Origin of the sequence: Mesorhizobium sp. M1338 (assembly GCF_040318045.1) — a bacterium.
Taxonomy (GTDB): Bacteria; Pseudomonadota; Alphaproteobacteria; order Rhizobiales; family Rhizobiaceae; genus Mesorhizobium.
In genome coordinates, this window is the sequence record NZ_JAMYLL010000037.1 from 30,205 (window position 1) to 56,915 (window position 26,711).

25 protein-coding genes and 1 tRNA gene are annotated in these 26,711 nt (G+C 62.3%); 8 read left to right on the plus strand and 18 right to left on the minus strand.

Translation table 11 applies throughout. The features are described from left to right. Positions 1-78: 78 nt before the first annotated feature. The 3 genes from NKH19_RS24880 to NKH19_RS24890 all read right to left on the minus strand — a co-directional run bounded on the left by NKH19_RS24880 (position 79) and on the right by NKH19_RS24890 (position 3,331). Entirely contained in the window at positions 79-1,980 is a 1,902-nt protein-coding gene (locus tag NKH19_RS24880) for a CASTOR/POLLUX-related putative ion channel (protein ID WP_352872162.1), read from the minus strand. A 157-nt stretch (positions 1,981-2,137) separates the two neighbouring features. Beyond that, the gene (locus NKH19_RS24885) at positions 2,138-2,746 is read right to left on the minus strand and encodes a flavin reductase family protein (RefSeq protein WP_352872161.1); all 609 of its coding nucleotides are present in this window, start codon (positions 2,744-2,746) and stop codon (positions 2,138-2,140) included. Then, complete coding sequence (locus NKH19_RS24890) at positions 2,747-3,331, minus strand: nitroreductase family protein (protein WP_352872160.1); 585 nt, start codon at positions 3,329-3,331, stop codon at positions 2,747-2,749. It abuts the gene before it with no gap. Positions 3,332-3,488: 157 nt separating this feature from the next. Between NKH19_RS24890 and NKH19_RS24895 the strand changes: the two genes are divergently transcribed. Further along, entirely contained in the window at positions 3,489-4,451 is a 963-nt protein-coding gene (locus tag NKH19_RS24895; RefSeq protein ID WP_352872159.1) for an RgsD C-terminal domain-containing protein, read from the plus strand. A gap of 15 nt (positions 4,452-4,466) precedes the next feature. Here the strand turns inward: NKH19_RS24895 and NKH19_RS24900 are convergent, their stop codons facing one another. The 5 genes from NKH19_RS24900 to NKH19_RS24920 all read right to left on the minus strand — a co-directional run bounded on the left by NKH19_RS24900 (position 4,467) and on the right by NKH19_RS24920 (position 9,638). Then, positions 4,467-5,405: a lysophospholipid acyltransferase family protein gene (locus NKH19_RS24900; protein ID WP_352872158.1), complete on the minus strand. Its 939-nt coding sequence runs from the start codon at positions 5,403-5,405 to the stop codon at positions 4,467-4,469. 84 nt (positions 5,406-5,489) lie between these two features. Next, a complete protein-coding gene (gene thrS, locus NKH19_RS24905; RefSeq protein ID WP_352872200.1) occupies positions 5,490-7,466 on the minus strand; it encodes a threonine--tRNA ligase in 1,977 nt (658 codons plus the stop codon). A 178-nt stretch (positions 7,467-7,644) separates the two neighbouring features. Further along, positions 7,645-8,472, minus strand: coding sequence for a class D beta-lactamase (gene blaOXA, locus NKH19_RS24910; protein WP_352872157.1), 828 nt, complete (start codon positions 8,470-8,472; stop codon positions 7,645-7,647). A gap of 145 nt (positions 8,473-8,617) precedes the next feature. Continuing rightward, positions 8,618-8,995, minus strand: coding sequence for a membrane protein insertion efficiency factor YidD (gene yidD, locus NKH19_RS24915; RefSeq protein WP_352872156.1), 378 nt, complete (start codon positions 8,993-8,995; stop codon positions 8,618-8,620). Positions 8,996-9,188: 193 nt separating this feature from the next. Beyond that, positions 9,189-9,638: an iron-sulfur cluster assembly scaffold protein gene (locus NKH19_RS24920; protein WP_352872155.1), complete on the minus strand. Its 450-nt coding sequence runs from the start codon at positions 9,636-9,638 to the stop codon at positions 9,189-9,191. A 239-nt stretch (positions 9,639-9,877) separates the two neighbouring features. On the opposite strand from NKH19_RS24920, the gene folE reads away from it, so the two are divergent. The 3 genes from folE to NKH19_RS24935 all read left to right on the plus strand — a co-directional run bounded on the left by folE (position 9,878) and on the right by NKH19_RS24935 (position 12,061). Continuing rightward, the gene (folE, locus tag NKH19_RS24925) at positions 9,878-10,537 is read left to right on the plus strand and encodes a GTP cyclohydrolase I FolE (RefSeq protein WP_352872154.1); all 660 of its coding nucleotides are present in this window, start codon (positions 9,878-9,880) and stop codon (positions 10,535-10,537) included. Between the two features lie 9 nt (positions 10,538-10,546). Further along, complete coding sequence (gene hisI / locus NKH19_RS24930) at positions 10,547-11,005, plus strand: phosphoribosyl-AMP cyclohydrolase (RefSeq protein WP_352872153.1); 459 nt, start codon at positions 10,547-10,549, stop codon at positions 11,003-11,005. Between the two features lie 84 nt (positions 11,006-11,089). Next, positions 11,090-12,061 (plus strand): patatin family protein, encoded by a 972-nt coding sequence (locus NKH19_RS24935; RefSeq protein ID WP_352872152.1) that lies wholly within the window; start codon positions 11,090-11,092, stop codon positions 12,059-12,061. A gap of 90 nt (positions 12,062-12,151) precedes the next feature. Here NKH19_RS24935 and NKH19_RS24940 read toward each other — a convergent pair whose 3' ends face one another. Beyond that, positions 12,152-13,645 carry an MFS transporter gene (locus tag NKH19_RS24940; RefSeq protein ID WP_352872151.1) on the minus strand — a complete coding sequence of 498 codons (1,494 nt, stop codon included), beginning with the start codon at positions 13,643-13,645 and terminating at the stop codon, positions 12,152-12,154. A 154-nt stretch (positions 13,646-13,799) separates the two neighbouring features. On the opposite strand from NKH19_RS24940, the gene NKH19_RS24945 reads away from it, so the two are divergent. After that, complete coding sequence (locus NKH19_RS24945; RefSeq protein ID WP_352872150.1) at positions 13,800-14,771, plus strand: GlxA family transcriptional regulator; 972 nt, start codon at positions 13,800-13,802, stop codon at positions 14,769-14,771. Between the two features lie 80 nt (positions 14,772-14,851). Here the strand turns inward: NKH19_RS24945 and recJ are convergent, their stop codons facing one another. The 8 genes from recJ to NKH19_RS24985 form a co-directional block, all read right to left on the minus strand. Continuing rightward, the gene (gene recJ / locus NKH19_RS24950) at positions 14,852-16,636 is read right to left on the minus strand and encodes a single-stranded-DNA-specific exonuclease RecJ (protein WP_352872148.1); all 1,785 of its coding nucleotides are present in this window, start codon (positions 16,634-16,636) and stop codon (positions 14,852-14,854) included. A 184-nt stretch (positions 16,637-16,820) separates the two neighbouring features. Further along, positions 16,821-17,045, minus strand: a complete 225-nt coding sequence (locus NKH19_RS24955) for a DUF6434 domain-containing protein (RefSeq protein WP_352872146.1) — start codon at positions 17,043-17,045, stop codon at positions 16,821-16,823. A 93-nt stretch (positions 17,046-17,138) separates the two neighbouring features. Beyond that, complete coding sequence (gene glpX / locus NKH19_RS24960; RefSeq protein WP_352872145.1) at positions 17,139-18,122, minus strand: class II fructose-bisphosphatase; 984 nt, start codon at positions 18,120-18,122, stop codon at positions 17,139-17,141. A gap of 204 nt (positions 18,123-18,326) precedes the next feature. Beyond that, the gene (locus tag NKH19_RS24965) at positions 18,327-18,494 is read right to left on the minus strand and encodes a Thivi_2564 family membrane protein (RefSeq protein WP_352872144.1); all 168 of its coding nucleotides are present in this window, start codon (positions 18,492-18,494) and stop codon (positions 18,327-18,329) included. Between the two features lie 71 nt (positions 18,495-18,565). Beyond that, positions 18,566-18,922: a hypothetical protein gene (locus NKH19_RS24970; protein WP_352872143.1), complete on the minus strand. Its 357-nt coding sequence runs from the start codon at positions 18,920-18,922 to the stop codon at positions 18,566-18,568. Positions 18,923-19,054: 132 nt separating this feature from the next. Then, the gene (locus NKH19_RS24975) at positions 19,055-20,368 is read right to left on the minus strand and encodes a homoserine dehydrogenase (RefSeq protein ID WP_352872142.1); all 1,314 of its coding nucleotides are present in this window, start codon (positions 20,366-20,368) and stop codon (positions 19,055-19,057) included. Positions 20,369-20,411: 43 nt separating this feature from the next. Continuing rightward, positions 20,412-21,629, minus strand: a complete 1,218-nt coding sequence (locus NKH19_RS24980) for an LL-diaminopimelate aminotransferase (RefSeq protein WP_352607046.1) — start codon at positions 21,627-21,629, stop codon at positions 20,412-20,414. 44 nt (positions 21,630-21,673) lie between these two features. Next, the gene (locus tag NKH19_RS24985) at positions 21,674-22,162 is read right to left on the minus strand and encodes a hypothetical protein (RefSeq protein WP_352872141.1); all 489 of its coding nucleotides are present in this window, start codon (positions 22,160-22,162) and stop codon (positions 21,674-21,676) included. A gap of 2 nt (positions 22,163-22,164) precedes the next feature. Here NKH19_RS24985 and NKH19_RS24990 point away from each other — a divergent pair, with 2 nt between their 5' ends. The 3 genes from NKH19_RS24990 (at position 22,165) to NKH19_RS25000 (ending at position 25,845) form a co-directional block, all read left to right on the plus strand. Further along, positions 22,165-24,000, plus strand: coding sequence for a PHA/PHB synthase family protein (locus NKH19_RS24990; RefSeq protein WP_352872140.1), 1,836 nt, complete (start codon positions 22,165-22,167; stop codon positions 23,998-24,000). 215 nt (positions 24,001-24,215) lie between these two features. Continuing rightward, positions 24,216-25,466, plus strand: coding sequence for a YcbK family protein (locus tag NKH19_RS24995; RefSeq protein WP_352872139.1), 1,251 nt, complete (start codon positions 24,216-24,218; stop codon positions 25,464-25,466). A gap of 304 nt (positions 25,467-25,770) precedes the next feature. Next, a tRNA-Glu gene (locus tag NKH19_RS25000) sits at positions 25,771-25,845 on the plus strand. Between the two features lie 555 nt (positions 25,846-26,400). On the opposite strand, the gene NKH19_RS25005 is transcribed toward NKH19_RS25000, so the two are convergent. Beyond that, the coding region (locus NKH19_RS25005) for a pilus assembly protein (protein WP_352872138.1) at positions 26,401-26,711 on the minus strand (311 nt) is incomplete at its 5' end.

Genomic DNA, 26,711 nt, shown 5'->3' on the forward strand with positions numbered 1-26,711 from the left:
GGTTTTCTATCCGAAACTGCGTCAAAAAGGGAATTAGAGCGGTTCGGCGTTTTCGTGAAACGGTGAACCGCTCTGGTCTCAGTCCCGCGCCAGCACGATGATGCGGTCCTCCGGCAGATAGGCCAGTGCTTCCGACCTCAGCGGGTTGACGGTGACGCCGCCCAGCGCCCGCTGGTCGGCCTCTCCGGCGCGAATGCGCCGGTAACCTAAGGCGATTTCGCCCCGCAACCGCGCCGATTCCGCGATCGTCCAGAAGGTCAACGGCTGATCGATGGCGACATAGTCGGCGATCGGACGCATGTAGATTTCGGAGCCCTTCTCGTCGAGCAGGTCATCGAAGATCGCGGCAAGGTGCTGGTTCTCGGACGCCTGCGCCAGCATCAGGCTGACCAGCCTGTTGCTGACGACGAAATCATCGGCCTTGGTCACTGCCGCAAGCTCTCGGTTGCGCACATCGATCATCTCGCTGACGATGCTGATGTGCATACCGGCATCATCCGCGATCTTGCGCAGATGCAGCAGCGTCACCAGCGTGCGCGTATCGGCGGGCTGCGCTGCCATGGTTTCGCTATAGCCGAGGACCAGCACGTGGTCGTAGGAAGGCACGTCCAGACTTGCCAGCGCGGTGCTGCTCGACGTGTCCGTGACGCGGCAGTAAACTGACAGATTGTCACCGGCGACGGGCAGGCCGGCAACTTCCTGCTCGAGGCCGGGCGTATCGGCCGCGATGGTCAGGATCGAACCAGGCGCGACGTAGCGCGACAGTTCGTAGGTTATGATCGGACCGCGCCGGTTCCAGCCGAGGACAAGCGTGCGCTCCGGCTTCGTCTGGACGGGCCGCGGCTCGAGGATCGCCGCCGCGTCGATCTTGATCCCGGCGCTCCGCAGCTTTATCGCCGCATCGTCCTCGGCGATGATGATGGCGCGCATGTCCTTGCCGATCACCAGGTCCGATGGCGGATTGAGATTGACGCGCCCCTTTTGGTCGCAAAGCCCGATCAGCGCGCAGTGTTCATACGCCATCACGGCCTCGCCGAACGTCCTGCCGGTGAGGTCCGGCTGCTCGGTCGTGTAGATTTCGCAGCCGTCGAAATCGAGCAGCTCCGAATAGACGCCGCTGAGGCCCGACTGCCGGCTCGAATGCACGACGATGCGCGAGATCAGCTGGTCGGCCAGCACGAGCTGCACCTCGGCTCCGCCGACGACGCGCGCGACCTCGGCGTTCTTGCCATCGCGGATCTCGGCGGCGATGTTGTAGGGGGCGGTGCGCCGGTTCGGATCGTTGACCAGCGCCAGCACCGTCTTGATGACCTGCGAATCCGGATCGTCGCCGTCCGGCGACAGCACGATGACCGACCGCGAGGTCTGCGGGTTGACGATGGCAAGGTCGTAGAGATCGGTCGGGTCGCCGCTGCGGCAGATGATGCGCGTGTTGCCTAGTTTGCCGACCTTGGCCGCGATCTCGTCCTCCATCTCGACCTTGTCCATATTGGCCATGACGACGATGCGCGGACGGCGGCGGCTGCCATTGGCGATGACGAGTTCGGAGATGACGTCGAAGATCGACGGCGACCAGTTGAGGATGATGGTGTGATCGGTCTCCAGCACCCGCGAGCGGCCTTTGCGCAATTCATCGAGCTTGCTGTCGACGCCGGCGCTCAGCACGCCGATGAGGGCCGACACGACGAAGATGCCGGCAAGCGTGACAAACAGCATAACGAGACGAAAGGCCCAGCCAGCGTCGCCGCCCATCGTACCGGAATCGAGCGTGCGCATCAGTGATTCCCAGAACGCTTCGACAAAGTTCAGCGGCTCGCCGCCTTCAGGCGCGATGCGGGTCACCGCAAGGAAACCCGCGGCGGCGATGATGATCAGCAGGGAAACCCCGGCAAGCCAGCCGATCAGCGCGATCGGGCCGGCGGCCATGCTCTTGTCAAACCCGTAGCGCAGCCGGGTTCCCAGCGAGTCTCGTTTCTTCATGTAGCCGATGCCCCGCAATATCCCCAAGGTCGATGCGCCAATGCCAGCGCATCGCCGAAGCCGCTCTCTTAGCCTGTGTTCAAATAAAGGGGAATCGCATTCGCGTGCTCACGGCAGGGAATCCGCCGACGCGGCAGACGGCGGCCGACTCCAACGGTTAGTCCTTGTCCCAGCGTGGCCGGCGCATCGAAAACACCTCGTCGACGCTGGCATAGTCCATATAGCCGAGGCGAGCGACGTTGCCCGCCTTGGTGATGTCGAACAGACCGTCTGTCAGGAAGGCGTCGTCGATGTATACGCCGACCACTTCGCCGGCGACGACGACAGCACTTGTCGGCGATCCGTCCAGCGCCTTTGGCCGAAAGACCTCCGTCACCCGGCATTCGAGTGCCGCCGGCGCCGCCGCCACCCGCGGTGGCGCGACCAGGCGCGACGGCGCCATGGCAAGATCGGCATAAATGAATTCATTGAAGCCGCGCGGTGCACTGACCGATGTGCGGTTCATCTTGTCGGCGAGATCGCGGCTGACCAGATTGGCGACAAACTCACCGGTTTCCTGCGCGAAGGAGGCGCTGTCTTTCTCGCCCTCGGAGGAGAACCAGACGATGAACGGCCGTGTCGAAACGGCATTGAAGAAGGAGTACGGCGCGAGATTGACCTCACCGGCCTTGTTCAGCGTTGAAATCCAGCCGATCGGACGCGGCGCCACGATCGCCTTCGAAGGGTCGTGCGGCAGACCGTGGCCCTTTGAAGGTTCGTAGAACATTCAGTCCGCCCACGGCCCCGAATAGTCGCGGTAAAGCGTTGCCGGATCTGGCCGTGGCCGCTCCGGCGCCGGCCCCGCATAGGAGCCGATATGGATGAAGCCGACGACGCGCTCCTGCGGCGCCAGCCCGAGCAGGGCCCTGCCCTCCGGCACATCCGAATACCAGTTGCTGATCATGTTGGTGCCATAACCCAGCGCGTTGGCTGATATCATCAGGTTCATCGCCGCCATGCCGCCCGACAGGAACATTTCCCATTGCGGGATTTTTGGATTCTCCCTGGGGATCGACACGACGCCGATCACCAGCGGCGCGCGCGAGAACCGCGCCAGTTCCTGGTTACGGCGGCCTTCCGGCAAGGGTCCCTCCCGCTGCTCGGCAAGCGCGGCCAACTGTCTGCCGATCTCGATACGAGCGTCGCCACGATACAGGATAAAGCGCCATGGCTCCAATCGGCCATGATCGGGCACCCGCGAGGCGGCGGCGATCATCGTCGCGATCTCCGCATCGCTCGGCGCCGGCTCCTTCAAATCAGGGATCGGCGCGGAGTTTCGGGTCAGCAGGAAGTCGATGATCGGCGACGCCATGGGCGCAAGTCTCCTAAACATTCTGTTTTGAGCTGAAGCGCACCATCGGGAATTCGGGCGGCTCGGGCATTGGCGTAGTATACGCCGGACGGAAGAGTCGTATCGATCGGACTCTTAAGCCTTGAAATTGCCACTGCCATGAGCTTCAACGCAAGGCATGTTTGAGGGGACTGTCCGTCTTTTCCTGGTCTGGCTCGGCGCCCTGCTGTTCATGGCGCCGGTTTCGTTCGCCATGGCGCAGAACGTCGATGGCGTAAGCGACCTGAAGCTCCCGGGAATCTCGAGCTATGCGACGCCGAAAGGCGAGAGGTCGCTGGCGCTGAGCGGCGGCGGCGCCATCACGCTGTCCGCCCAACTGACCGACAAGGGTTCGGATATCACCCGCGGCATCGTCTGGCGGGTCTTCAGGCCCGAAGCCGTCAACGGCAAATTGCCGATGGTCGCCTCCGCCCATGGCGGCACGGCCGTCTTCCAACTCGAACCCGGCAGCTATCTGGTTCACGCCTCCTACGGCCGGGCCGGCGCCACCAAGCGTATCACTGTCGGCAAGGACGCCAAGCGCGAGAGCCTCGTGCTCGATGCCGGCGGCCTCAAGCTCGACGCCGTGCTGTCTGGCGGCGTGCGCATTCCGGCGAAAAAACTGCGCTTTTCGATCTACGAGGGCACCGCCGAGGCCAATGGCGACCGCGCGCTGATCATTCCCGATGTCGAGCCAAACAGCGTCGTGCGGCTTAACGCCGGCATCTACCATGTCGTCTCGACCTATGGCGCGGTCAACGCGGTCATCCGCTCCGACATCCGCGTCGAGGCGGGCAAGCTGACCGAAGCCACCGTCGAGCACCACGCCGCCGAGATCACGATGAAGCTGGTGCGCGAAACCGGTGGCGAGGCGATCGCCGACACCTCCTGGTCGCTGCTCAACGAATCCGGCGATCCGATCAAGGAAACCGTCGGCGCCTTCGCCTCGATGGTTCTGGCCGAGGGCGACTACACCATCATCGCCAAGAACCGCGACCGCATCTACCAGAAGGATTTCACGGTCGTGGCCGGCCAGAACCAGGAGATCGAGGTTCTGGCCACCGAGGCCGCGGCGATGGACCCTGAGGAGGGCGCGGACTAGCCTTCGTTTGCTGATTCAAGCAGCCAGCTTGGTCCGCGCCGGCAGGAACGGAATGCGGCGACGCGCCACGACTGGCGCCAGGTCGAACACACCGCGATAAAGGCGATCGAGCAAGGCCTTGCGGTCGCGCAACGGCTCCAGTTCGCTCCAGCTCAGCACCTCGCCGACACGCACCTCGATCGCCTTGCCGGACAGCCGCGCGAATTCGGGAATGAGCAACGATGTACGCAATGTCAGCGACGCCTTGCCGACGAATTTCGCCACCCGGCCGTCGCGTTCGGCCATGTTCATCGGCCCGCTGACCAGATGGAACAGCCTGCCATTCTGCCCGGAAAAATGCATCGGAATGACCGATGCCTTTGCCTCCTGAATGAGACGCGCCGGAAACATCTTCCACGGCAGGTCGCGCGCCCGGCCAAAACCTTTTGGCGCGGTGGCGACGCCGCCGGCCGGAAACACCACGATGGTGACGCCTTCCTTGAGCAGCCGCACCGCCTCGTGGCGCACGGCCATGTTGCTCTTCAGCGCGTCCTTGGTCCCGGAAAAGTCGATCGGCAGCGAGTAAGGCTCCATCTCGCGGATCTTGAGCAGGTCCTTGTGGATCATCACCCGGAACGGGCGTCCGAGTTGTTCGGCCAATGACAGCACCGCAATGCCGTCACCGATACCGAACGGATGATTGGCGACGATCACCAGCGGCGTATCCGGCAATTGTGCGGGTGGCCATTGATCGGCGGTTCGTACCCGCACATCGATCAGGTCGAGCATGCGGCTGAACACGCGTTCGCCGGTCGGTACGACCTGACGGCGCCAGAAATCGTAAGACGCGGTGTAGCGGTCGCGGCCCGAAAGACCTTCGACCGAATGAATGAACCAGCGCGTCAGCGCCGGCTGGCGCGGATTGGCATAGGAAAGCTCGGGAAAAGGTCGTTCGCGCAATTTCAGCTTGAGCATATGGGCTCGTTACAAGGTCGGCGTGACATGGATATGAAAATGGCGGTGGATCGCTCCACCGCCATTTGGTCGGAACTGTGCCGATCAGGCCGCGCGTTTGCGCCTGCGGTCGGGTGTAACAGCTTCTTCGGCCAACTGCGCGATCGCCTGGTCAAGACCAAGCGATTCCTGGTCGCGTGAACCCAGCCGGCGCATGTTGACGGTCTGCTCCTCAGCCTCGCGCTTGCCGCAAACGAGGATGACCGGAACCTTGGCTAGGCTGTGTTCGCGGACCTTGTAGTTGATCTTCTCGTTGCGCAAATCCGCTTCCGCCAACAGGCCGGCGGCCTTCAGCTTTGCCACGACCTCTGTCGCATAGCCGTCGGCGTCCGACGTGATCGTCGCCACCACCACCTGCAGCGGCGCGAACCACAGCGGGAAATGGCCGGAATAGTTCTCGATCAGGATACCGAGGAAGCGCTCCATCGAGCCGCAGATGGCGCGGTGCACCATCACCGGCTGCTTCTTCTCCGAATCCGAGCCGATATAGAAGGCACCAAACCGCTCCGGCAGGTTGAAGTCGACCTGCGTCGTGCCGCATTGCCATTCGCGGCCGATGGCGTCCTTCAGCACATATTCGAACTTCGGCCCATAGAAGGCGCCCTCGCCTGGATTGATCGAGGTCTTGATGCGATTGCCGGAACGCGTCTTGATCGCTTCCAGCACGCTGCCCATGATCGCCTCGGCGTGATCCCACGCCTCGTCGGTGCCGACGCGCTTGTCCGGCCGTGTCGACAGCTTGACGCTGATCTCGTCAAAGCCGAAATCGGCATAAGTCGACAGGATCAAATCGTTGATCCGCAGGCACTCCGACGCCAGCTGTTCCTCGGTGCAGAAGATGTGCGCGTCGTCCTGCGTGAAGCCGCGCACGCGCATCAGCCCGTGCAGCGCGCCCGACGGCTCATAGCGATGCACATTGCCGAATTCCGCAAGTTTTACGGGTAGATCGCGGTAAGACTTCAACCCATGCTTGAAAATCTGCACATGGCCCGGACAGTTCATCGGTTTCAGCGCGAAGACCCGGTCGTCATCGGTATCGTCGCCGGCGACTGTCACCTTGAACATGGCGTCGCGATACCAGCCCCAGTGGCCTGACGTCTCCCACAGGCTCTTGTCGAGCACCTGCGGCGCGTTGACCTCTTGGTAGCCCTGCTCGTCGAGTCGGCGGCGCATATAGTTCACCAGGTTCTGGAACATCTTCCAGCCCTTGGCGTGCCAAAAGACGACGCCCGGCCCCTCTTCCTGGAAATGGAACAGGTCCATCTCGCGGCCGATCTTCCTGTGGTCGCGCTTCTCGGCCTCCTCCAGCATCGTCTGGTAGGCTTCGAGCTGCGCCTGATCGGCCCAGGCCGTGCCGTAGATACGCGTCAGCATCGGGTTGTTCGAGTCACCGCGCCAATAGGCGCCGGCCACCTTCATCAGTTTAAAGGCGTTGCCGATCTGCCCGGTCGAGGCCATGTGCGGGCCGCGGCAAAGGTCGAACCAGTCGCCCTGCGCATAGATCTTGAGGTCCTGGTCCTCAGGAATGGCGTCGATCAGCTCCAGCTTGTAGCGCTCACCCTTGTCGGCAAACACTTTTTTCGCCTTGTCGCGCGACCAGACTTCCCTAGTGAACGGCTTGTTGCGCGCGATGATCTCGCGCATCTTCTTCTCTATCACCGGGAAATCATCAGGCGTGAACGGCTCATTGCGGGCGAAGTCGTAATAGAATCCGTTCTCGATCACCGGCCCGATGGTCACCTGCGTTCCCGGCCACAGTTCCTGCACGGCTTCCGCCAGCACATGCGCCGCGTCGTGGCGAATCAGTTCCAGCGCGCGCGGGTCGTCGCGGGTGACGATCTCGACCTTGCCGGACTTGCCCAGCGGATCACCGAGGTCGCGCACGGTGCCGTCGATGGCATAGGCGACGGCCTTCTTGGCCAGCGATTTCGAGATCGATTCGGCCAGACCAGCACCGGTCATCGCCGCGTCGTATTCGCGGACGGAGCCATCGGGAAATGTCAGGGAAACGGAATTCAGCATCATGTATCTCCTATCCAGTCCCGCAAACGAGCGCGGGTGGTTAAAATGCATGCCCCCCAAAAGTGTATGGCGGTTTTGGAGTTACGACATGCATAGGGAAAAGCCGGATGCGTCCGGCGGCGGCTGTCTTTTATGGACAGTTTCCGCCGCCGTAAAGCCCGGCTCGGGTGTCAGGCGTTCATTTCACCAGCTGAGGCAGATCTTTCAGGAACGCGGCCCGCGTCTTAAGGCCCTTGGGCATGTCGGTGCGGTTGGTGTCGACCACCAGCCGCGCAAAGACGATCTGGCGGCCGTCCTTATTCGCCCAGCCGACGAACCAGCCGAGCGAGCGCTTATCCCTGACCTTGTCGGCATCGTTAGCCAGCTTGGTGCTGCCGGTCTTGCCTTGCACCGTCCACCCCCCAGCCTGGAATGTCGGGACGATGGCTGATGTCATGTCGTAGGCCTTGGCCGAGACCGGCAGCTTGCGGGTCAGAAGCTTGCGCAGGAAATCGACCTGCTCGACCGGCGTGATCTTCAGGGAAGAGTTCACCCAGGACTGGGTCAGGCCATCATTCTTGCCGGGGTTGCCGGAAACGTCGGCGTTGCCGTAGTCGAACTTCGACACATAGCCGGCAAAGCTTTGCGGCCCAAGCCGGCGGGTGATTTCCCTGGAGAACCACAGAATCGAATCCCGCTCCCAGATCACCGGATCGACGGTCTTCTGGTCCCGCTTCACCGCCTTGAATTCAGGTTTGTAGTCCCAGCTCGGCGTGTGCTCGTCACCCAGGATCCCACTATCATAACCGATCAGCGACAGCGGCACCTTGAACGTCGACGCCGGGCTGAACCGCTGATCGCACACCCCATCCCGGTAGAGCGCCTTGCCGCTCGCCGCATCGGCGATCACCGTGCATTGGACGTCCTTCAGCGGCGCCGATTGCGCGCGCAGCGGAAATCCCAGCAGCCAGGCGAGCAGGAAAAGGATCCCGGCAAAGATGAAGGGAAGACGGTCGAAATTACGCATTTTTGCTCGCTCCAGAACGGGTGTTCGAGCGGCTTAGCGAGGTCTCTTGTCTCGATTTTGTCTCAAATGCGCAGTCTTTGTGCAGGCTGGCGTTAACCCTACCAGATCGTAAACTCGCAGAGCCGCCGGAGCGTGACCGGCTCGATCAGCCTTGCGCTTCGCCGGGCTTGCTGCCGATCCGCCAGTAGCGCCATGGCGTGAACCAGACATAGCGCTCAGCCAAGGTTTCCGGCACGCGGTCGATGCCATGCGTGCCGAATGGCCCGCAGCGCAGCACGCGAAAAAATCCCATCCAGGCGCCGGCCCACAGGCCATGGCGGGCGATCGCCTCATGAGCGTATTCGGAACAGGTCGGCAGATGCCGGCAGGAATTGCCGACAAAGCCGGACAGTGTCAGCTGGTAAAGGCGCACAATCGACGTGCCGAGGAGACGACCTGGCGTCTTGCGCCACGGGCCGGGCCAGTTGCGACCGCGCTTTGGCGGTCCGGCGCTACGCGCATGTCCATGCTGGTCGCGCACCATAGTCTCCGTTCCAGAGCATGATCCCGAAAAGTGGAAACCGGTTTTCTCCGACGAACGGAAACCGTTTGTCAAAGACCATGCTCATACGATCGCGTTTCCCAGGCGATAGATGTGAGCTTCCACTGGAGAACGCAATCCCCTCCTGTCACGGACGGAAACGGCGAAACGGTCGCCGGCGGTCGATCATCGGCCCTCAGGCCGCTTGTTCTTCGGCGCGCTTCTTCTCGATCTGGCCGATGGCATCGACGACGGCATCGAAAGTCAGCATGGTCGAGGCGTGGCGCGCCTTGTAGTCGCGCACCGGCTCCAGATATTTCAAATCCGCGAAGCGGCCGTCAGGCGGCGCGCCATTTTCCTTCAGCATTTTCAGCATCGTTTCGCGCACCGCACGCAGTTCCTCGGCATTCGCGCCGACGACGTGCCGCGCCATGATCGAGGACGATGCCTGGCCGAGCGCGCAAGCTTTCACGTCATGGGCGAAGTCAGTGACCACGCCGTCCTGCATCTTGAGGTCCACCGTGACGGTCGAGCCGCACAGCTTGGAATGCGCCTTGGCGGTCGCGTCGGGATGATCGAGACGGCCGATGCGGGCGATGTTTCCGGCGAAACCCAGAATTTTCGCATTGTAGACGTCGTTTATCATTATTTTCCAATCCGTCGCCGCCAAGCGAACAGCGATTGCCGCTGACGTGTCTTCCTTTCGCTCGTCACGATCTTATATAATGCTGGCAGTCCGGTATCGACAAGACAACGAAAGTCAGTGTTCTTGCCGGGAAGTTCACGCCACTTGCGGGGCTGGAAACGGGGCGAGTTTCCTACACCGAAAGGTCGTGGTCCGTTCAACTCGTTCCTCCGCCGAGAGGAACTACGGGAGACGCCTTTATGGATGCCGTCATCAAGAAACTCATGCCCCAGTCAGCCTATATGGAGAAGCCGGTTACCGACCGGCCGAGCGAAGCCGAAGTCGAAGCCGCCGTGCGCACGCTTTTGCGCTGGACCGGCGACAATCCGGACCGCGAAGGGCTGATCGACACGCCAAAGCGGGTGGCCAAGGCCTTTCGCGAAATGTTCGGCGGATACGATATGTGCCCGGCCGAGGAGCTTGGCCGCACCTTCGAGGAGGTCGCCGGCTACGACGACCTGGTCATCGTCAAGGACATCACATTCCACTCGCACTGCGAACACCACATGGTGCCGATCATCGGCAAGGCGCATGTCGGCTATCTGCCCGACGGCAAGGTCGTCGGCCTGTCCAAGATCGCGCGCGTGGTCGATATCTTCGCCCATCGCCTGCAGACGCAGGAGGCCCTGACCGCGCAGATCGCCGGCGTCATCCAGGATGTGCTCAATCCGCGCGGCGTCGCCGTGATGATCGAGGCCGAGCACATGTGCATGGCCATGCGCGGCATCCGCAAGCAGGGTTCAACCACGCTGACCTCGACCTTCACCGGCGTCTTCAAGGATACGCCCGAAGAGCAGGTTCGTTTCGTCACCATGGTGCGTGGCGGCGGATCTGATAGCCCCACCGACTTCGCTAGATAAGGACCGGCGATGTCGGGACTGGAATTTCCAAAAGCTCCGTCGGACAAGAAAGCGTTGGAGGAAGGCGCTGTGTTTTCACCGCGCTTCGACGCAGCCGGCCACGTCACAGTCGTCGTCACCGATGCCGAAGACGGCATGCTGTTGATGGTGGCGCACATGAATGCGCAAGCGCTGGCGCTGACGCTGGAGACAGGCATCGCCCACTATTGGTCGCGTTCGCGCAACGCGCTGTGGAAAAAGGGCGAAACGTCAGGCAATTTTCAGCATGTCGTCGAGATGCTCACGGATTGTGACCAGGACGCCATATGGTTGCGCGTCAAAGTGTTGGGCCACGACGCAACCTGTCACACCGGCCGGCGTTCATGCTTTTATCGGACTGTGGGGCTGATCGACGGCAAGGGGACGCTTGCCGACGATGGCAGCAAGCCGCTGTTCGATGCGGAAAACACATATCGGAAACCAGCTTGAACCTTCTGCCTGACACCAGCGACACAGATTCATCATTTCGATACGGCCCGCCAGTATATTAGCCGTGGGACAAGGGAGATCGTGATGCTCGAGTGGGCGTCATCGCGTAGCAGACCAGATGTCAGGGAGGCCAACGGCCTGTCCCCGTCCGGCGGCGCTTCGGGGACACAACCACCAAGGAAGACCGGCATTTCGCTCGCCTTGGGCGGAGGTTGCGCCCGCGGCTGGGCGCATATCGGCGTGTTGCGCGCGCTCGACGAAGCCGGCATCGAAGTGTCGATGATCGCCGGCACCTCGATCGGCGCGCTGGTCGGCGGCTGCTATCTCGCCGGCAAACTGGACGAACTGGAAGAATTCGCCCGCAGCCTGACCAAGCGCCGCATCTTCGGCCTGCTCGATCTCAACCTGCGCGGCAGCGGCCTGTTCGGCGGCATGAAGCTCGACGCCCGGCTGCGCGAGCACATGGCCGGCATTCGTTTCGAGGACTTGGCCAAGCCGTTCGTCGCAGTCACGTCCGAAATCCGTACCGGCCATGAAATCTGGCTGTCGAGCGGCTCATTGATCACCGCCATGCGCGCCTCCTATGCGCTGCCCGGCGTGTTCGAGCCGGTGGATTGCAACGGCCGCGTGCTGGTTGACGGCGCGCTGGTCAATCCGGTTCCGGTGTCGGTCTGCCGCGCCTATGAGCAGCCCCTCGTAGTGGCGGTCAATCTTCACTACGACCTGTTCGGGCGCGCCGCGGTGATAAAACACAGCGCCGGCGAGCTGGTCATCGAAAAGGATGCGCCGAGGCCCGGCCAGATCGACGCCGAGCACCGGTCGCATCAGACCCGGCTCGGCATCACTGGCGTCATGGTCGAGGCCTTCAACATCATCCAGGACCGCATTTCGCGCGCCAGGCTTGCGGGCGATCCGCCAGACATGTCGCTGCAGCCGAAGCTCAGCCATATCGGCCTGACCGAGTTCCACCGTGCCGACGAGGCGATCAACCTCGGCTATCAGGCGACGATGGCGCAGATCGGCGAACTGACCCGGCTGCAAACGGTCCTCGCCTGATGCAGGTTTTCCAATGCAGGAAACAACCACTTGAAGCGCGTCGCCTAAACTCAACACGACGCGCTTCAAGCACAGGTGGCTGGCGACGGATCAGCACGCAGCTTCGGCGGACGGGGCGGCATCCTGAGGTATTGCCGGATTCTGCCTAAGCATCAGAGCCAGAACCGCGCCAAGGAAAACCGCGGCGGCGGCGAACAATCCGGCCATACGCAATCCGTCGACGACATCCGATGCGGCAGTGGCCTCGCCACCCAAACCAACATTGGCCACGACAAGAACGGCGGCCAGGCCCAAGGCCGCGCCGATCTGCAAGGAGGTCGACCCCAGCGCCGACGCGACCCCCTGTTCGTTGGCGGCAACCCCGGAAGCGGCGGCTACGAACAGCGTCGTAAAGGCGATGCCGCCACCAAAACCATAGACGAGGATCCCGGGCAGAACGGCCCAGTACGAACCGCCCGGCGACAAGGCGAGAGCAATCGCCACCAGTCCGATCCCATAGATCGACATGCCGGTGAACATCGTGGCGCGAGTCCCCCAATTGGTAAGCAGCAATGCAGCGCCCTTCCCTCCACCGATCATCGCCAGCATCCCGAGCGGGACGAATGCCAAGCCGGCGGCAAGTGCGTTGTAGCCGAGCAGGTTCTGAAAATAGGTCGTGAGAATGTAGTACCCGGAACTCAGCGCCATGTGATGAAAGAAGCTCACCCCCATGGCCGTAGCGAGGCTGCGATTGGCAAACAGCCGCAGTGGCGCGAGCGGATCGCGCACGCGTCTTTCGATGAGAATGAAGGCACAAAGCAGCAGCACGCCGATTACAAGCGATCCGGTGCTGCGAACCGTGTTCCACCCCACCTCGGGTCCGCTGGCCAAGCCGAACACCAGCAATGTTGCTGCTGCGGTAACCACCAGCGCGCCCGGTAGATCAAAACTCCGCCGCTGGCCTTTACCTGCCGGATCGGGCGCCAGAAGAGCCGGCGCGGCGATAAGAGCGGCGCCCAGAGCCAGTGGAACGGTGAAGAAGAAGACCGCTTGCCAACCCCAGCCATTGGTCAGGACGCCTCCGATGATGGCGCCGGCCGCCAGGCCGCCACTTCCCGTGGCACCCCAGACCGCCAGTGCCCGATTGCGTTCGGCACCTTCCGCGAAGCTCGTATTGATCAGCGCCAGCGTTGCAGGAAATAGAAGCGCCCCACCCAGGCCCTGAACGGCCCGGGCGACCACCAGCGTGAGAGCGTCAGGTGCAAATCCGCCTGCGAAGGACGAGACGCCATAGAGCATGAGGGCCAGGATGAACATGCGCCGTGGGCCGAGCCGGTCAGCCGCCCGTCCGCCGAGCAACAGAAAACCGCCAAAGGCCACGGCATAAGCACTTACCACCCATTGCAGCGACTGCGGCGTAAAGCCGAGATCCCGGCCGATATCCGGCAGGGCGACATAGACGATGTTGTAGTCGATCGCGATTATGAACTGCGCGAACGCCAGCAGCGCGAGCTTCAGCCCGGACCAACGTGGCGGTCGCGTGACGCCGGTTACGTCCAGCGCACTCAACGCGTTCCTATCGGTTTGATTTGGCGATTTCTGCATTTGCATCTTTCCCAGCTTTCGATTCCGCCGCCCTTCGGCAGGGAGGCCCGCATACGGCCACCCTGGAGGCGCCACGGCCGTTTCGGAATTGGCATTTTTGACAAAGATTGTGTTAAACTTGCCAACCGGAGAAACGCTACCCGGAGTGCGGCGAATGACTGCAAAGGCCATCCACGTTGTGATCTGGCTGCCTTCCGATTTCTATTCGGCGGTTGTCTCGACGCTGGTCGAAATGTTTCAGCTCGTGAATGACGTCCGCGGTTCGCAGGTTCTTTCATGCGAGTTCGTTTCCAGGACGTCGCCTGCAATTTCGACGGCCGGAATTTCCTTCCCTGCGAAGACGCAACCGTCCCGAAAAATGGATGTGCTGATTCTCATCGCGATGCCGGGCGCCGAGATTCCCGAGCTTCTGCGCTCGCTCGACGAGGAGAGTGAACACTCAAAACCGCTGATCGCGCTCGCGCGGCAACAGCAAGCGATCATCGCGGCACATTGCGGCGCATGTTATCTGCTCGCCGATACGGGCCTGTTGGATGGCAAGCGTGCGACGATATCCTGGTGGTTGAAGTCCCACGCAAGCAGCCGATTTCCGCAAGTCCAATGGGACTCGTCGCGCATGCTTGTTCGCGACGGTCGCCTTTACACCTGCGGCGGCGGATTTTCTGGACTGGAACTCGCCAAGGCATTGCTGGTCGATCTTGGCTTCTCGAACGAGGAGCGGATTGTCCGAAAGCTCTTGGTTCTTCCGCCTTCGCGCAAATATCAGAGCCCCTACGAATTCCCTCTCGAAGAATTGCCGAAAGAGACAAATCCACTGGAGTACAAACTGCGTGGACTCGCGGAAAACAAGATACGGGAAATCGATTTGAGCTTTCTCGCGGCGGGACTTGGCATGTCTGCGCGAACGCTATCCCGCAGGTTTGCCAGCGAGCTCAAGACGACGCCGGGAAAATGGATCCAGGAAAAACGGCTTGAATTGGCAAGGTCGCTGCTTGAGGGAACAACGCTGAGCATTTCAGAAATCTGCTATCGGGTGGGCTACCAGGATGTCGCTTCGTTCAGCCGCACGTTTTCCAAAACGACCGGCATGGCGCCGGGCGAATTTCGCAAGCAGATACGATCATAGCGTTTCTCGGATGCCCGCCCCTGCCATGACTTTGCCGCGCTAACCCGCGGTTCAAAGAAGATCATGGCCCCACAAGAACCTTATGCGCGCGCCGCATCGGTGATGCGAAACTGTACGGTGCGGTTGCCGTTCCAATGGTTACCCGACAGCGAGCCGGCGACGTGGATTGTCTTGCCGCGGTTCTTGAACAGGAATTCGCCGAGTGCGGTATCGACGGCGCGAAAGGCGATCGCCTGGATGCGCCCGCCGCTCTCCGATTGCAGCTCGACGCGGATGTGGTTGGTACCGACCGGCCGCGCATCGGCCAGCCGGTGACGCGGCAGCACGAAAACGGGGGCTGCATGCCCGGCACCGAAAGGTCCGGCCTTTTCCAGCGCGTCGAGCAGGCCGAGCGTCGCGCCTTCGGCGGCAAGCGCGCCGTCGATCGCTAGGCTTTCCTCGCCTTGCAGCCGGAACACATCGGCCGCCGCCCGCTCTTCGAAAAACGCCCTGAGCTCGCCGAGCTTCGCCCGCTCCACGGTGATGCCCGCCGCCATGCCGTGGCCGCCGCCCTTGACGATCAGCCCGGCATCGGCCGCCTCGCGCACCAGCCGGCCGAGGTCGAAGCCCGACACCGAGCGGCCCGAGCCGGTGCCGGTGCCGTTTGCATTGAAGGCAATGGCGAAGGCGGGCCGGCGCGCATGATCCTTCAATCGCGAGGCCAGCAGTCCGACAATGCCCGGATGCCAGTTGTTGCTGGCGGTGACGACGATGGCCGGGCCATTGCCGCCGGCAAGCTCGGTATCGGCCTCGGCGCGCGCCGCCGCGAGCATCTCCTGCTCCATCAGCTGCCGTTCCTGGTTGAGCCGGTCGAGCGTTTCGGCAATGGTGCGCGCCTCGACCGGATCGTCGGTCGCGAGCAGGCGGCTGCCGAGTGCGGCATCGCCGATGCGTCCGCCGGCATTGATGCGCGGGCCGATCAAATAGGCCAGATGGAATGTGTTGATCGGCTCGCCGATACGCGAGACCCGTGCGAGTGCCGCCAGCCCTTCGTTCTTCTGCTGGCGTGCCATCTGCAACCCCTTGACCACGAAGGCGCGGTTGACGCCGGTCAGCGGCACCACGTCGCAAACGGTGGCAAGGGCCACGAGATCGAGCAGCGAAAGCAGGTCCGGCGGCGTGGCATCGGCCATGCGGCCGCGCAGGATTTTGGCGGTCTGCACAAGGGCGAGGAAGACCACGCCGGCGGCACAGAGATGACCCTGCCCGGAAAGGTCGTCGTCGCGGTTGGGATTGACGACGGCAATTGCCGCCGGCAAGGCGCCGCCGACCTGATGGTGGTCGAGCACGACGACATCGGCCCCGGCCTCGTTGGCGGCATCTATGGAGACGGCGCTGTTGGTGCCGCAATCGACGGTGACGATCAGCGTTGCGCCACGCGAAACCAATTCGCGCATGGCGTCGGGATTGGGACCATAGCCCTCGAAAATGCGATCCGGGATGTAGATTTCCGACGGCACGGAGAAATGCGTGAGGAACCGTTTCAGCAAGGCCGACGAAGCGGCGCCGTCGACATCATAGTCGCCGAAAATCGCCACTTTTTCCCTGGCCATCACCGCGGCGGCGATGCGGGCCGCCGCCCTGTCCATGTCGGTCAGCGATGCCGGATCCGGCAGAAGGTCGCGGATCCTCGGATCGAGAAATCGCTCGGTCTGCTCGGCGGTGACGCCGCGACCGGCAAGCACCCGCGCGACGATGTCGGGCACGCCATGGCCTTGCGCGATGGCGAGCGCGATCATGTCCTGGCGCTCACTCAGCCGGTGTTCCCAGGAAACCCCTGATACCGACTGCCTGACATCGAGGAAGAGGCGTTTTTCGCCGGTCATACGGTTTGCCAACTCATGGTTGGCCGCAGGATAGTGCACGTCGCCCCGAAAGTGCGCAGCGGTTTTGGGACAACGACATGCATAAACAACAATCTAAAGCGCGTCGCGTGAACGCGACGCGCTTTAGGCCAGAGGCTGGCAAAGCCAAGCGATTCGCGCGCCGTCCCGGGAGATTTCAAGAAAACTACGCTTTCCGCTTTTCAGCCTGGCGACGAAGCCATTCGTCGACCGCATCGCCCATCGTCTTGTCGGCACCGTCCTTGAGCCAGGCCATGAAAGGCCGGTCGAACCTGAACGCGTCGCCGCATTCCCGGATGAGAAAGCGGCGCGCGTTCTGGGTGTTGCGATAGGACTTCGTGATGGCGGTGGCGCGCGAAATCGGATCCGCGTGCCAGTCGAACGGTTTCATCGTCAAATCCCTGCGCCCAGCATCATCCTATGCAGCCACAGGGCTAACAACTGCGATGCCGGTCCGCAAGCACCCGAGCCAACAACAGTGAACCTAGAACTTATCCAGGTCCTGATGGCGAGCCTTGATCTCGCGCACCGTCCGCGACGACGAGCGCAGCACGATCGTGTGGGTGGTGATGGTGTTGCGGCCAAACTTGACCCCTGCCAGCATGTTGCCGTCGGTGACGCCGGTGGCCGCGAACAGCACGTCGCCGCGCGCCATGTCTTCGGCCCGATAGACCCGTTTCGGATTGGAAATACCCATCTTCGCCGCGCGAGCGACCTTTTCCGGCGTGTCGAGGATCAGCCGGCCCTGCATCTGGCCGCCGGTGCAGCGCAACGCCGCCGCGGCCAGAACGCCCTCCGGCGCGCCGCCAGTGCCGAGATAGATATCGATGCCGGTTTCCTCGGAATCGGTGGTGTGGATGACGCCGGCGACATCACCATCGCCGATCAGCCGGATCGCTGCGCCCGTGGCGCGCACGTCATCGATCAGCTTGGCATGACGTGGCCGGTCGAGGATACAGGCAGTGATGTCCGACACGGCGACGCCCTTGGCCCGGGCGAGATTGGCGATGTTTTCGGCCGGCGAGGCATCAATGTCGATGACGCCGTCTTCGTAGCCCGGACCGATGGCGATCTTGTCCATGTAGACATCGGGCGCGAACAGCAGGCTGCCCTTCTCGGCGATGGCGATGACGGCGAGCGCATTGGGCAGGTTCTTGGCGCAGATCGTCGTGCCTTCCAGCGGATCGAGCGCGATATCGACGGCCGGACCTTTCCCGGTGCCGACCTCCTCGCCGATATAGAGCATCGGTGCCTCGTCCCGTTCGCCCTCGCCGATCACCACCGTGCCCTTGATGGCAAGCCGGTTGAGCTCCTGGCGCATGGCATCCACGGCGACCTGGTCGGCCGCCATTTCGTCGCCGCGCCCGCGCAGCCTGGCCGCCGCGACGGCTGCCCGTTCGGTGACGCGCACCAGTTCCATGGTGAGTATCCGGTCAAGGCCGGCGACGATGTTCTGGGCCACATTCATCTGGTGATTTCCTCGTTGGCAATGCTGCCTCCCGCCGGAGGCGGGCCTGTTTTGTCAAACGAGCATGACAACGGCAAGACCCGCCAAGGATATTATCGAATAGCCAGCAATATCAATCGATTAAACCGTATTTCAAAACGACGCGGGCCCGACCGCAATGAACCGGGCCGGGTTGAAAAAATGGAAGTCGGCGCCCTTTGCGGCCTAGAAGACCGCGAGATATCTGAGCAATGAAACGATGCCGATGATGATGACGATGATCTGGACGATCTGCCTCATTCGCCCGTCGAGCGGCAAGCGCTGAACCAGATAGAGAACGAGGATGATGACGAGGAATGTGATCAGGATGCTGATCAAGGCGGATGAAGCCATAGTGCCCTCCTTAAAAATGATCTGCTGAAACAGGGAAATGTGCCGGCAAACCCGGCCCTATCGCGCCGCGGTCAATACCAGCGGCGCGACGTATCGTTCGTCGACTGACCAATGGCGAATCCGGCCATAAAGCCGAGCAAACCGATCACGCCGACCAGGGCGGTCGTGGTGCCGGGATTTTCGCGCGCTACTTCCGAGACAGCCTGAGCTTGGCTGCGCAACTGCTGTGCGGTTCGCGACGCGCGGGTAGCCGCCGTGTCATAGAACTCGGAAGCCTGCTCGCTGGCGTCATCGAGCATTTCCGCGCCCCGTGCCGAAATGCTCTTGTTGATCTTGGTGATCTCCTTGCGCAGTTCGGCAATCTGCTTTTCCAGCGTCTTCTGGATGTCGTTGATATCAGGGGTATCGGATTTGTTGGTATCGGCCATGAAGCGGCTCCCTCTGGTTGCTGACCAAGAGAACGGCTCCGACGCGAATTCGTTCCGGTCGTGGCCATCGCCATCGGACCGACATCCAACGCCCGCTGGATTCGTGGCCCCGCGCGGCTACCGGGCGGAAAACTACCCTGCCCGCTCGATGCGGATGACCTGCGGCTTGTCGGTCAGATGGCCGTCCTTGGTGATGCCGTCGACGGCCTTGCGCACGGCTGCCTCCGTCGTCTCATGGGTGACGAGGATCACTGTCTTCTGTGCCGCCGCCTCGCCGTTGACCGCGTGCTGGACGATCGATTCCAGCGAGATGTCATTGTCGGCCATGCGCTTGGCTATTGCCGCGAACACGCCGATGCGGTCATGCACGGTCAACCGGATGAAATAGCCGCCGGCATGGCTGCGCATCTGCGCCTTCTTGTAGGGTTTCAGCTCCTTCGCCGGCTGGCCGAAGACCGGACCGTGCTGGAAACCGGGCCGGCTCTTGGCGATGTCGGCGATGTCGCCGATGACGGCCGACGCGGTGGCGTTGCCGCCAGCACCCGGGCCGGACAGCAGCAGCTCGCCAAGAATGTCGGTCTCGATCGCCACCGCGTTGGTGACGCCATGCACCTGCGCGATGACCGAGGCCGTCGGCACCATGGTCGGATGCACGCGCTGTTCGATGCCGCTCTCGGTGCGCTGGGCGACACCAAGCAGCTTGATCCGGTAGCCAAGATCGCCTGCCGCGCGGATGTCGGCCTGGGTGATGTTGGAAATGCCTTCCATGTAGATGTCGTTGGCGGCAATCCTGGTCCCGAACGCAAGGCTGGTCAGGATCGACAGCTTGTGCGCGGTGTCGTGGCCCTCGATGTCGAAGGTCGGATCGGCCTCGGCATAGCCCAGCCGCTGCGCGTCCTTCAGGCAAGCGTCGAACGAAATGCCCTCGGCCTCCATGCGGGTCAGGATGTAGTTGCAGGTGCCGTTGAGGATGCCGAAAACGCGGGTGACCGAATTGCCGGCCATCGCCTCACGCATCGTCTTGATGACGGGAATACCGCCCGCCACAGCCGCTTCGTAGTTGAGCAGCACGCCCTTCTTCTCGGCGATCTCGGCCAGCGCCACGCCATGCTTGGCGAGCAGCGCCTTGTTGGCGGTAACGACGTGACGGCCGGCTTCGAGTGCTGCCTTCACCGATAGGCGCGCCGGCCCCTCGTCGCCGCCGATCAGTTCGACGAACACGTCGATTTCGGCGGTCTGGGCCATCTTGACCGGATCGTCGAACCATTTTGCGGCACTGAGATCGACGCCGCGATCACGCTTCCGGTCGCGCGCCGAGACCGTGGTGACGACGATATCGCGCCCGCATTGCCGGGTCAGTTCCGCCGCCTTGTCACGCAGCACGCGCGTCACCGACGCGCCGACGGTACCGAGACCGGCAATTCCAACACGCAATGCTTCAGCCATGTCCGGCGACGTCCCTCAAAATTCGAAATTGTCTGCGGCAAGCTTACCGATGAGCGGAGAGCGGCACGACATTGTTAGGCTGCTTGGCGCTGGTTGCCAGGAAGCGCTTGATGTTGCGCGCCGCCTGCCGGATCCGGTGCTCGTTCTCGACCAGCGCAATGCGCACGTGATCGTCGCCATGTTCGCCGAAGCCGACACCCGGCGCTACCGCCACGTCGGCATGTTCGATCAGCAGCTTGGAGAATTCGAGCGAGCCGAGATGCCTGAACGGCTCCGGGATCGGCGCCCAGGCGAACATCGATGCCGCCGGTGCCGGGATGGTCCAGCCGGCGCGGCCGAAGGCATCGACCATCACGTCGCGGCGCTTGTGGTAGATGTCGCGGACTTCGGCGATGTCGGCGCCGTCGCCGTTGAGCGCGTGTGCCGCCGCCACCTGGATCGGCGTGAAGGCGCCGTAGTCGAGATAGGATTTCACCCTGGTCAGCGCCGAGATCAGCCGCTCGTTGCCGACCGCAAAGCCCATGCGCCAGCCAGGCATCGAGAAGGTCTTCGACATCGAGGTGAACTCGACGCAGACGTCGATCGCGCCCGGCACCTGCAGCACCGAAGGCGGCGGATTGCCATCGAAATAGATCTCCGAATAGGCCAGGTCGGACAGTATGATGATGTCGTTCTTCTTGGCGAACGCCACCACATCCTTGTAGAAGTCGAGCGAGGCGACCAGCGCCGTCGGGTTCGACGGATAGTTGAGGATCAGCGCAAGGGGTTTCGGGATCGAATGCTTGACACCGCGCTCGAGCGCCGGGATGAAGCCGTCATCGGGCTCCACCTGCAACGAGCGGATGACGCCGCCCGACATGATGAAGCCGAAGGCGTGGATCGGATAGGTTGGGTTCGGGCACAGGATCACGTCGCCCGGCGCGGTGATCGCCTGCGCCATGTTGGCGAAGCCTTCCTTCGAACCAAGCGTGGCCACCACTTGCGTGTCGGGGTTGAGCTTCACGCCGAAGCGGCGGGCGTAATAGTTGGCCTGGGCGCGGCGCAAGCCCGGAATGCCGCGCGACGAGGAATAGCGGTGCGTACGCGGATCGCGCACGACCTCGCACAGTTTGTCGACGATGGCCTTGGGCGTCGGCAGGTCCGGATTGCCCATGCCGAGGTCGATGATGTCGGCGCCGCGCGAACGAGCGCTGGCCTTGAGCCGGTTGACCTGCTCGAAGACGTAAGGCGGAAGCCGGCGGACCTTGTGAAATTCTTCCATGGCAGTTCCAGACAGCAAAGGGGTATTGGGCGCGCGCTATATACTTATTTGCAGGTAGGGTCGAGGGCGGGGTCGCATTTGGCTTCGATCTGCTTCAGCGTTTCGTCGCCGTGCTTCTTGGCGAGATCCGTCAGCGCCGCCTGATTAGCGACCTTCGGACCGCCGCCTTTTGCCGCCTGCGAATTCTCATCCGCCTTCAATTGCGCAAGCTTGGCGTTCTTCTCGGCTTCGGTGAACTGCGGTGCCGCCACTTGCGGCTTGATGTTCAGGTTCGGAAAGGTACCGGTATCCTTCGGTCCCGCGCTCACGGCAACCGGCGTCGGGCCACTGGTGTTGGTGCTCGAGCACCCGGCAATCCCCATGAGGACGATCGCCGCACCGATGCGGCAAAAACGTCCGGCGCCGAAAAAAACAGTCTCGCCAAAATTAATCGTCATATTGTTTCCTTGGCAGCCGGGGTAGAGCGAGATTGGACCCGGTCGGATGTCCCATGTTAATATGTCAAGAAAAGGCCCCGGGAGGAACCCCGCCAACCATGTCCAAAACACCCGATTCGGGCAAAGCGGAAGATGACGAGCCTTCGACCGTCGAGCAATATCTGGTGAAGGACCCGGAACGCTTCGCCCTGAACATGGCGCGCATGATCGAGCAGGCCGGCAAGGCCGCTTCCGCCTGGGCCGAGCCGCGTGAAAAAGGCGAGGTACGCGATCACGTCGCAGAGCCGGTCGTCGACATGGTGAAGACCTTCTCCAAGCTCAGCGAATACTGGCTGTCCGATCCGCAGCGCGCGCTGGAGGCGCAGACGCGGTTGTTCTCCGGCTACATGACGGTCTGGGCCAACGCCATTCAGCGCACCAGCAACGCCGCGGAAGAGACCGAAGACGCCGTCAAGCCGGAGCGCGGCGACAAGCGCTTCCTCGACCCGGAATGGGGCCGCAACGCCTTCTTCGATTTCCTCAAGCAGGCCTATCTCGTCACCTCGCGCTGGGCGGCCGATCTGGTCGAGCACGCCGAGGGCCTCGACGAGCACACCCGCCACAAGGCCGGCTTCTACGTCAAGCAGGTGTCCAACGCCATCTCGCCGTCGAATTTCATCCTGACCAATCCGGAACTGTTTCGCGAAACCGTCGCCTCGAACGGTGAGAACCTGGTGCGCGGCATGAAAATGCTGGCCGAGGACATCGCCGCCGGCAAGGGCGACCTGAAGGTGCGCCAGGCAGACTACTCGCCCTTCGAGATCGGCAGGAACATCGCCACCACCCCCGGCAAGGTGGTTGGCCGCAGCGATGTCGCCGAGATCATCCAGTACGATCCGGCGACCGAAACGGTGCTCAAGCGACCGCTGCTGATTTGCCCGCCATGGATCAACAAGTTCTACATCCTCGATCTGAACCCGCAGAAATCCTTCATCCGCTGGGCGATCGAACAGGGTCATACCGTCTTCGTCATCTCCTGGATCAACCCGGACGAGCGCCACGGCACCAAGGGCTGGGAGGCTTACATCCGCGAGGGCCTTCAATACGGCCTCGACACGGTCGAGAAGGCCACCGGCGAAAGCGACGTCAATGCGATCGGCTATTGTGTCGGCGGCACGCTCTTGGCGGCGGCACTGGCGCTGATGGCACGCGAAGGCGACGACCGCATCAAGTCGGCGACCTTCTTCACCACGCAGGTCGACTTCACCCATGCCGGCGACCTGAAAGTGTTCGTCGACGAAGAGCAGGTCGCGGCGGTCGAAAAGTCGATGAGCGAAAAGGGCTATCTCGACGGCACCAAGATGGCGACCGCCTTCAACATGCTGCGTTCCGGCGACCTGATCTGGCCCTATGTCGTCAACAACTACATGCGCGGCAAGGATCCCCTGCCCTTCGATCTGCTCTACTGGAATGCCGATTCGACCCGCATGGGCGCGGCCAATCACTCTTTCTACCTGCGCAACTGCTATCTCGAGAACAACCTCTCGCGAGGCATGATGGAACTGGCGGGCCACACGGTCTCGCTCGGCGACATCACCATCCCGGTCTACAACCTCGCCTCAAAGGAAGATCACATCGCACCGGCGCTTTCGGTGTTCCTCGGCTCGAAATATTTCGGCGGCAAGGTCGAATACGTGATGGCCGGATCCGGTCATATCGCCGGCGTCGTCAATCCGCCGGCATCCAACAAATATCAGTACTGGACCGGGGATACGCCGACGGGCGATTTCGGCCAGTGGTTTGCCAAGGCCACCGAGCATCCAGGGTCCTGGTGGCCGCACTGGCAAGACTGGATAGAGACCAAGGACAACACCCGCGTGCCCGCCCGCAAACCCGGCAAGCATATGAAAACCTTGGGAGATGCTCCCGGGACCTATGTGAAGGTGCGTGTGTAACGGACTGTAATGTCTGGTGAGTTGACGCACCGGCAAAAGCGGGCGAGATGGTGTAGTCAACCATCAAGCAGCCGTAATTCGGCAATCGCCGCAAAAATACTTCCAGGCTTGCGGATTTGACACAGGTCTCGTTTCCGGATCGGAGACAAAGGTCACCTTGACGCGGCGTATCGGTGCCGCACCAGGGATATACCGACCGGACATCGAGGGGGAATTTGGCTTTGAAATCAGCAGGATGGAGCCTCGCAAAGGGAGAACGCCGCGCCATCGTGGCAGCGCTCTGTTCATTGCTTCTGGCCTCCTGCACCTCGGCTGGTGACCCGACAATGTCGGTTGGAATGCCCGGTTATAACGCCACGGCATCGGACATAAATGCCGCCTCCAGCGCCACGCCGACCGCGGTCGCCGATTCGTCCGAGGTCACGACCGAGCAGACGACCGTGATGACGGCGAGCGATACGGCACTTCCCGAGAAGGTCGCCTATGTCCCTATAGCCAAGCCCCAAGCCGCCTTTCCGCTGACCACGCCGGCCGGCACCGAGACGATTATCGGACAAACGCCTCAGTCCTTGCAGCAGCAGGCACCGGCGACCCAGCAGAGCGACGCGGTCGCCGAAAAGATCGCTGCCGCCGATGCCGGCGTGAATGCGCCGAAGCCGGCAGCCGCACCAGCAATGGACAATCCGGTCTATGTGACGGCTGGCGAGATGCCGCAGCCCGAAGCACCGAAGAAAAGAGGTTTCCTGGCCTCGATGTTTGGCACCACACCGGCCTCGGCGACATCAGCACCCCTCATCAACACCCGGTCGGGCGAGCAGCCAACAGTGCAGGCCAAAGAAGCGCCAGCGGCGGCAAAGCCGATCATCACGCTTGCCTCGGCCAATTCCGCGGCAAAGCCGGTGCAACTGGCTTCGCTTGGTGGCGATACCGGCCACATCACCGGTAGCGACGCCCTGCCCGGCGTGCGCCAGACAGCCCTGTTCGAAATCAAGCGCAAGTCCGGCCTCGACGATGAAAGCGACGTCGACCTCAACGAGGACGAAGGTACAGGCGCTGGCGCCTATCAGATGGCATCCGCCGCCGGCATGGCCCGGTTGGCGCCCAACGGGCTGCTCAAGCAGAACGAGAGCGTCGATGTGGCTTGCCTGAAGCCGTCGCTGGTCCGCGTGCTCAAGACGATCGAAGGCCACTACGGCCGCAAGATGACGGTGACTTCGGGCTATCGCGACCCGGCCCGCAACCGCCGCGCCAACGGCGCCAAGAATTCGCTGCACATGTATTGCGCCGCAGCCGACATCCAGGTCCCCGGCGTTTCGAAATGGGAACTGGCGAGCTACATCAGAACCATGCCCGGCCGCGGCGGCGTCGGCACCTATTGCCACACAGAATCGGTTCACGTCGATGTCGGGCCCGAGCGCGACTGGAACTGGCGTTGCCGCCGGCGCAGCGGCGGTGGCGACGGCTAGCGGCGCGGAGCAGACGAGGCCTATTGGCAGCCAAGATCGTTCCGTTGGACCATCCCTGACGTCCTGATCAGCCTAAGCCTTCCGCACTTCGTCATCCACGGGCGGGGCAAGGAGCGAAGCGATGGCGGCGCAGACCCGAGGATGACGAAGCGATGGGCGTTTCCGCTGATCGCCAAGGCATGCTGGCGCTTTGCCCAGCCATGGCGAATGTGCCGCTTCGACAGCTCGCAAAAAAGTTGCCCAAGGTGGCACCTGACGGGTTGCCGGTTGCGCGCAACGCCAGTATAAGCCGCTTCGTCTGAGCGCGCCCATCGTCTAGCGGTTAGGACACCGCCCTTTCACGGCGGTAACAGGGGTTCGATTCCCCTTGGGCGTACCAGAGACTTCACCCGCATCTTGCGACATGCTTCGGCCGGCGGCTCGAGCGACAAGGACGGCGTTGCGTGAGTGCCTATGCTGAAACGGGCGCTTGCCGGTTAAGGCGGCTCCCTTCAGCGCTTGAACTTGGCGTCCGCCAAAGCAAAGTCAAAAGCCAGTTATAATCCACGGATTCGAGTCGTATCCGAGGCGCGGCCCTGCCTTTGCGCCGCTGTCTTCCGATTTGGCGGTTCCGGTCACACTACAGTCAAGATTTGGAACGGGCTTCTTGGTTGACGGGTTGGTAGAACACAAGGCGGCGGCGTCACTGGCTGGCACCTTCTTCTCCTTGGCAACTGCGACACCCGTCGCAGCGAACACGATAGCCGCGCAAAATATAGCCACTCTCATTGGAACCCCCACAGTGCACACTTCGAGACATGCTCGGACATGACGTTGCGACAGCTTTATATTAGCATTAATGAATATATAAGCTAGCCCTGTGCCGTCGAAAGCCGGCCGGAGTGCCAAGCTTGCGTTACATGACCGCCCAAAGCCCGTACTGGGCAGATCTAGCCTAACTCCCGACCATCGGTACCGTAACGGTTGTCGCGTAGTTGATCGGAAAGTTGCTGAAGTAAGGGAAGTCGATGACGAAGGCATAGCTGGCGGTCAGATGCGCCATGCGGAAGCCACCGCTCGCCGGGTCGAAAGCGATCGTGACGTTCACATCCTTCAAACCCAGGGCCTCCAATTTCTGCGTGGCGATCGATTGGATGTCGGCCTGGGTCAGCGTGTTCTTAAGCTGCAGCGAGCGTGATGATGTCTCCAACACATAGCGAACGCTGGACACGGAGTGCATCGACCAGCCGAAGGCGAAGATCCCGA

Bases quoted from the DNA above. Each gene is read 5' to 3' on its own strand.
- NKH19_RS24880 (WP_352872162.1), bottom strand. From the start codon at position 1,980: ATGAAGAAACGAGACTCGCTGGGAACCCGGCTGCGCTACGGGTTTGAC.
- NKH19_RS24885 (WP_352872161.1), bottom strand. From the start codon at position 2,746: ATGTTCTACGAACCTTCAAAGGGCCACGGTCTGCCGCACGACCCTTCG.
- NKH19_RS24890 (WP_352872160.1), bottom strand. From the start codon at position 3,331: ATGGCGTCGCCGATCATCGACTTCCTGCTGACCCGAAACTCCGCGCCG.
- NKH19_RS24895 (WP_352872159.1), top strand. From the start codon at position 3,489: ATGTTTGAGGGGACTGTCCGTCTTTTCCTGGTCTGGCTCGGCGCCCTG.
- NKH19_RS24900 (WP_352872158.1), bottom strand. From the start codon at position 5,405: ATGCTCAAGCTGAAATTGCGCGAACGACCTTTTCCCGAGCTTTCCTAT.
- thrS (WP_352872200.1), bottom strand. From the start codon at position 7,466: ATGCTGAATTCCGTTTCCCTGACATTTCCCGATGGCTCCGTCCGCGAA.
- blaOXA (WP_352872157.1), bottom strand. From the start codon at position 8,472: ATGCGTAATTTCGACCGTCTTCCCTTCATCTTTGCCGGGATCCTTTTC.
- yidD (WP_352872156.1), bottom strand. From the start codon at position 8,995: ATGGTGCGCGACCAGCATGGACATGCGCGTAGCGCCGGACCGCCAAAG.
- NKH19_RS24920 (WP_352872155.1), bottom strand. From the start codon at position 9,638: ATGATAAACGACGTCTACAATGCGAAAATTCTGGGTTTCGCCGGAAAC.
- folE (WP_352872154.1), top strand. From the start codon at position 9,878: ATGGATGCCGTCATCAAGAAACTCATGCCCCAGTCAGCCTATATGGAG.
- hisI (WP_352872153.1), top strand. From the start codon at position 10,547: ATGTCGGGACTGGAATTTCCAAAAGCTCCGTCGGACAAGAAAGCGTTG.
- NKH19_RS24935 (WP_352872152.1), top strand. From the start codon at position 11,090: ATGCTCGAGTGGGCGTCATCGCGTAGCAGACCAGATGTCAGGGAGGCC.
- NKH19_RS24940 (WP_352872151.1), bottom strand. From the start codon at position 13,645: ATGCAGAAATCGCCAAATCAAACCGATAGGAACGCGTTGAGTGCGCTG.
- NKH19_RS24945 (WP_352872150.1), top strand. From the start codon at position 13,800: ATGACTGCAAAGGCCATCCACGTTGTGATCTGGCTGCCTTCCGATTTC.
- recJ (WP_352872148.1), bottom strand. From the start codon at position 16,636: ATGACCGGCGAAAAACGCCTCTTCCTCGATGTCAGGCAGTCGGTATCA.
- NKH19_RS24955 (WP_352872146.1), bottom strand. From the start codon at position 17,045: ATGAAACCGTTCGACTGGCACGCGGATCCGATTTCGCGCGCCACCGCC.
- glpX (WP_352872145.1), bottom strand. From the start codon at position 18,122: ATGAATGTGGCCCAGAACATCGTCGCCGGCCTTGACCGGATACTCACC.
- NKH19_RS24965 (WP_352872144.1), bottom strand. From the start codon at position 18,494: ATGGCTTCATCCGCCTTGATCAGCATCCTGATCACATTCCTCGTCATC.
- NKH19_RS24970 (WP_352872143.1), bottom strand. From the start codon at position 18,922: ATGGCCGATACCAACAAATCCGATACCCCTGATATCAACGACATCCAG.
- NKH19_RS24975 (WP_352872142.1), bottom strand. From the start codon at position 20,368: ATGGCTGAAGCATTGCGTGTTGGAATTGCCGGTCTCGGTACCGTCGGC.
- NKH19_RS24980 (WP_352607046.1), bottom strand. From the start codon at position 21,629: ATGGAAGAATTTCACAAGGTCCGCCGGCTTCCGCCTTACGTCTTCGAG.
- NKH19_RS24990 (WP_352872140.1), top strand. From the start codon at position 22,165: ATGTCCAAAACACCCGATTCGGGCAAAGCGGAAGATGACGAGCCTTCG.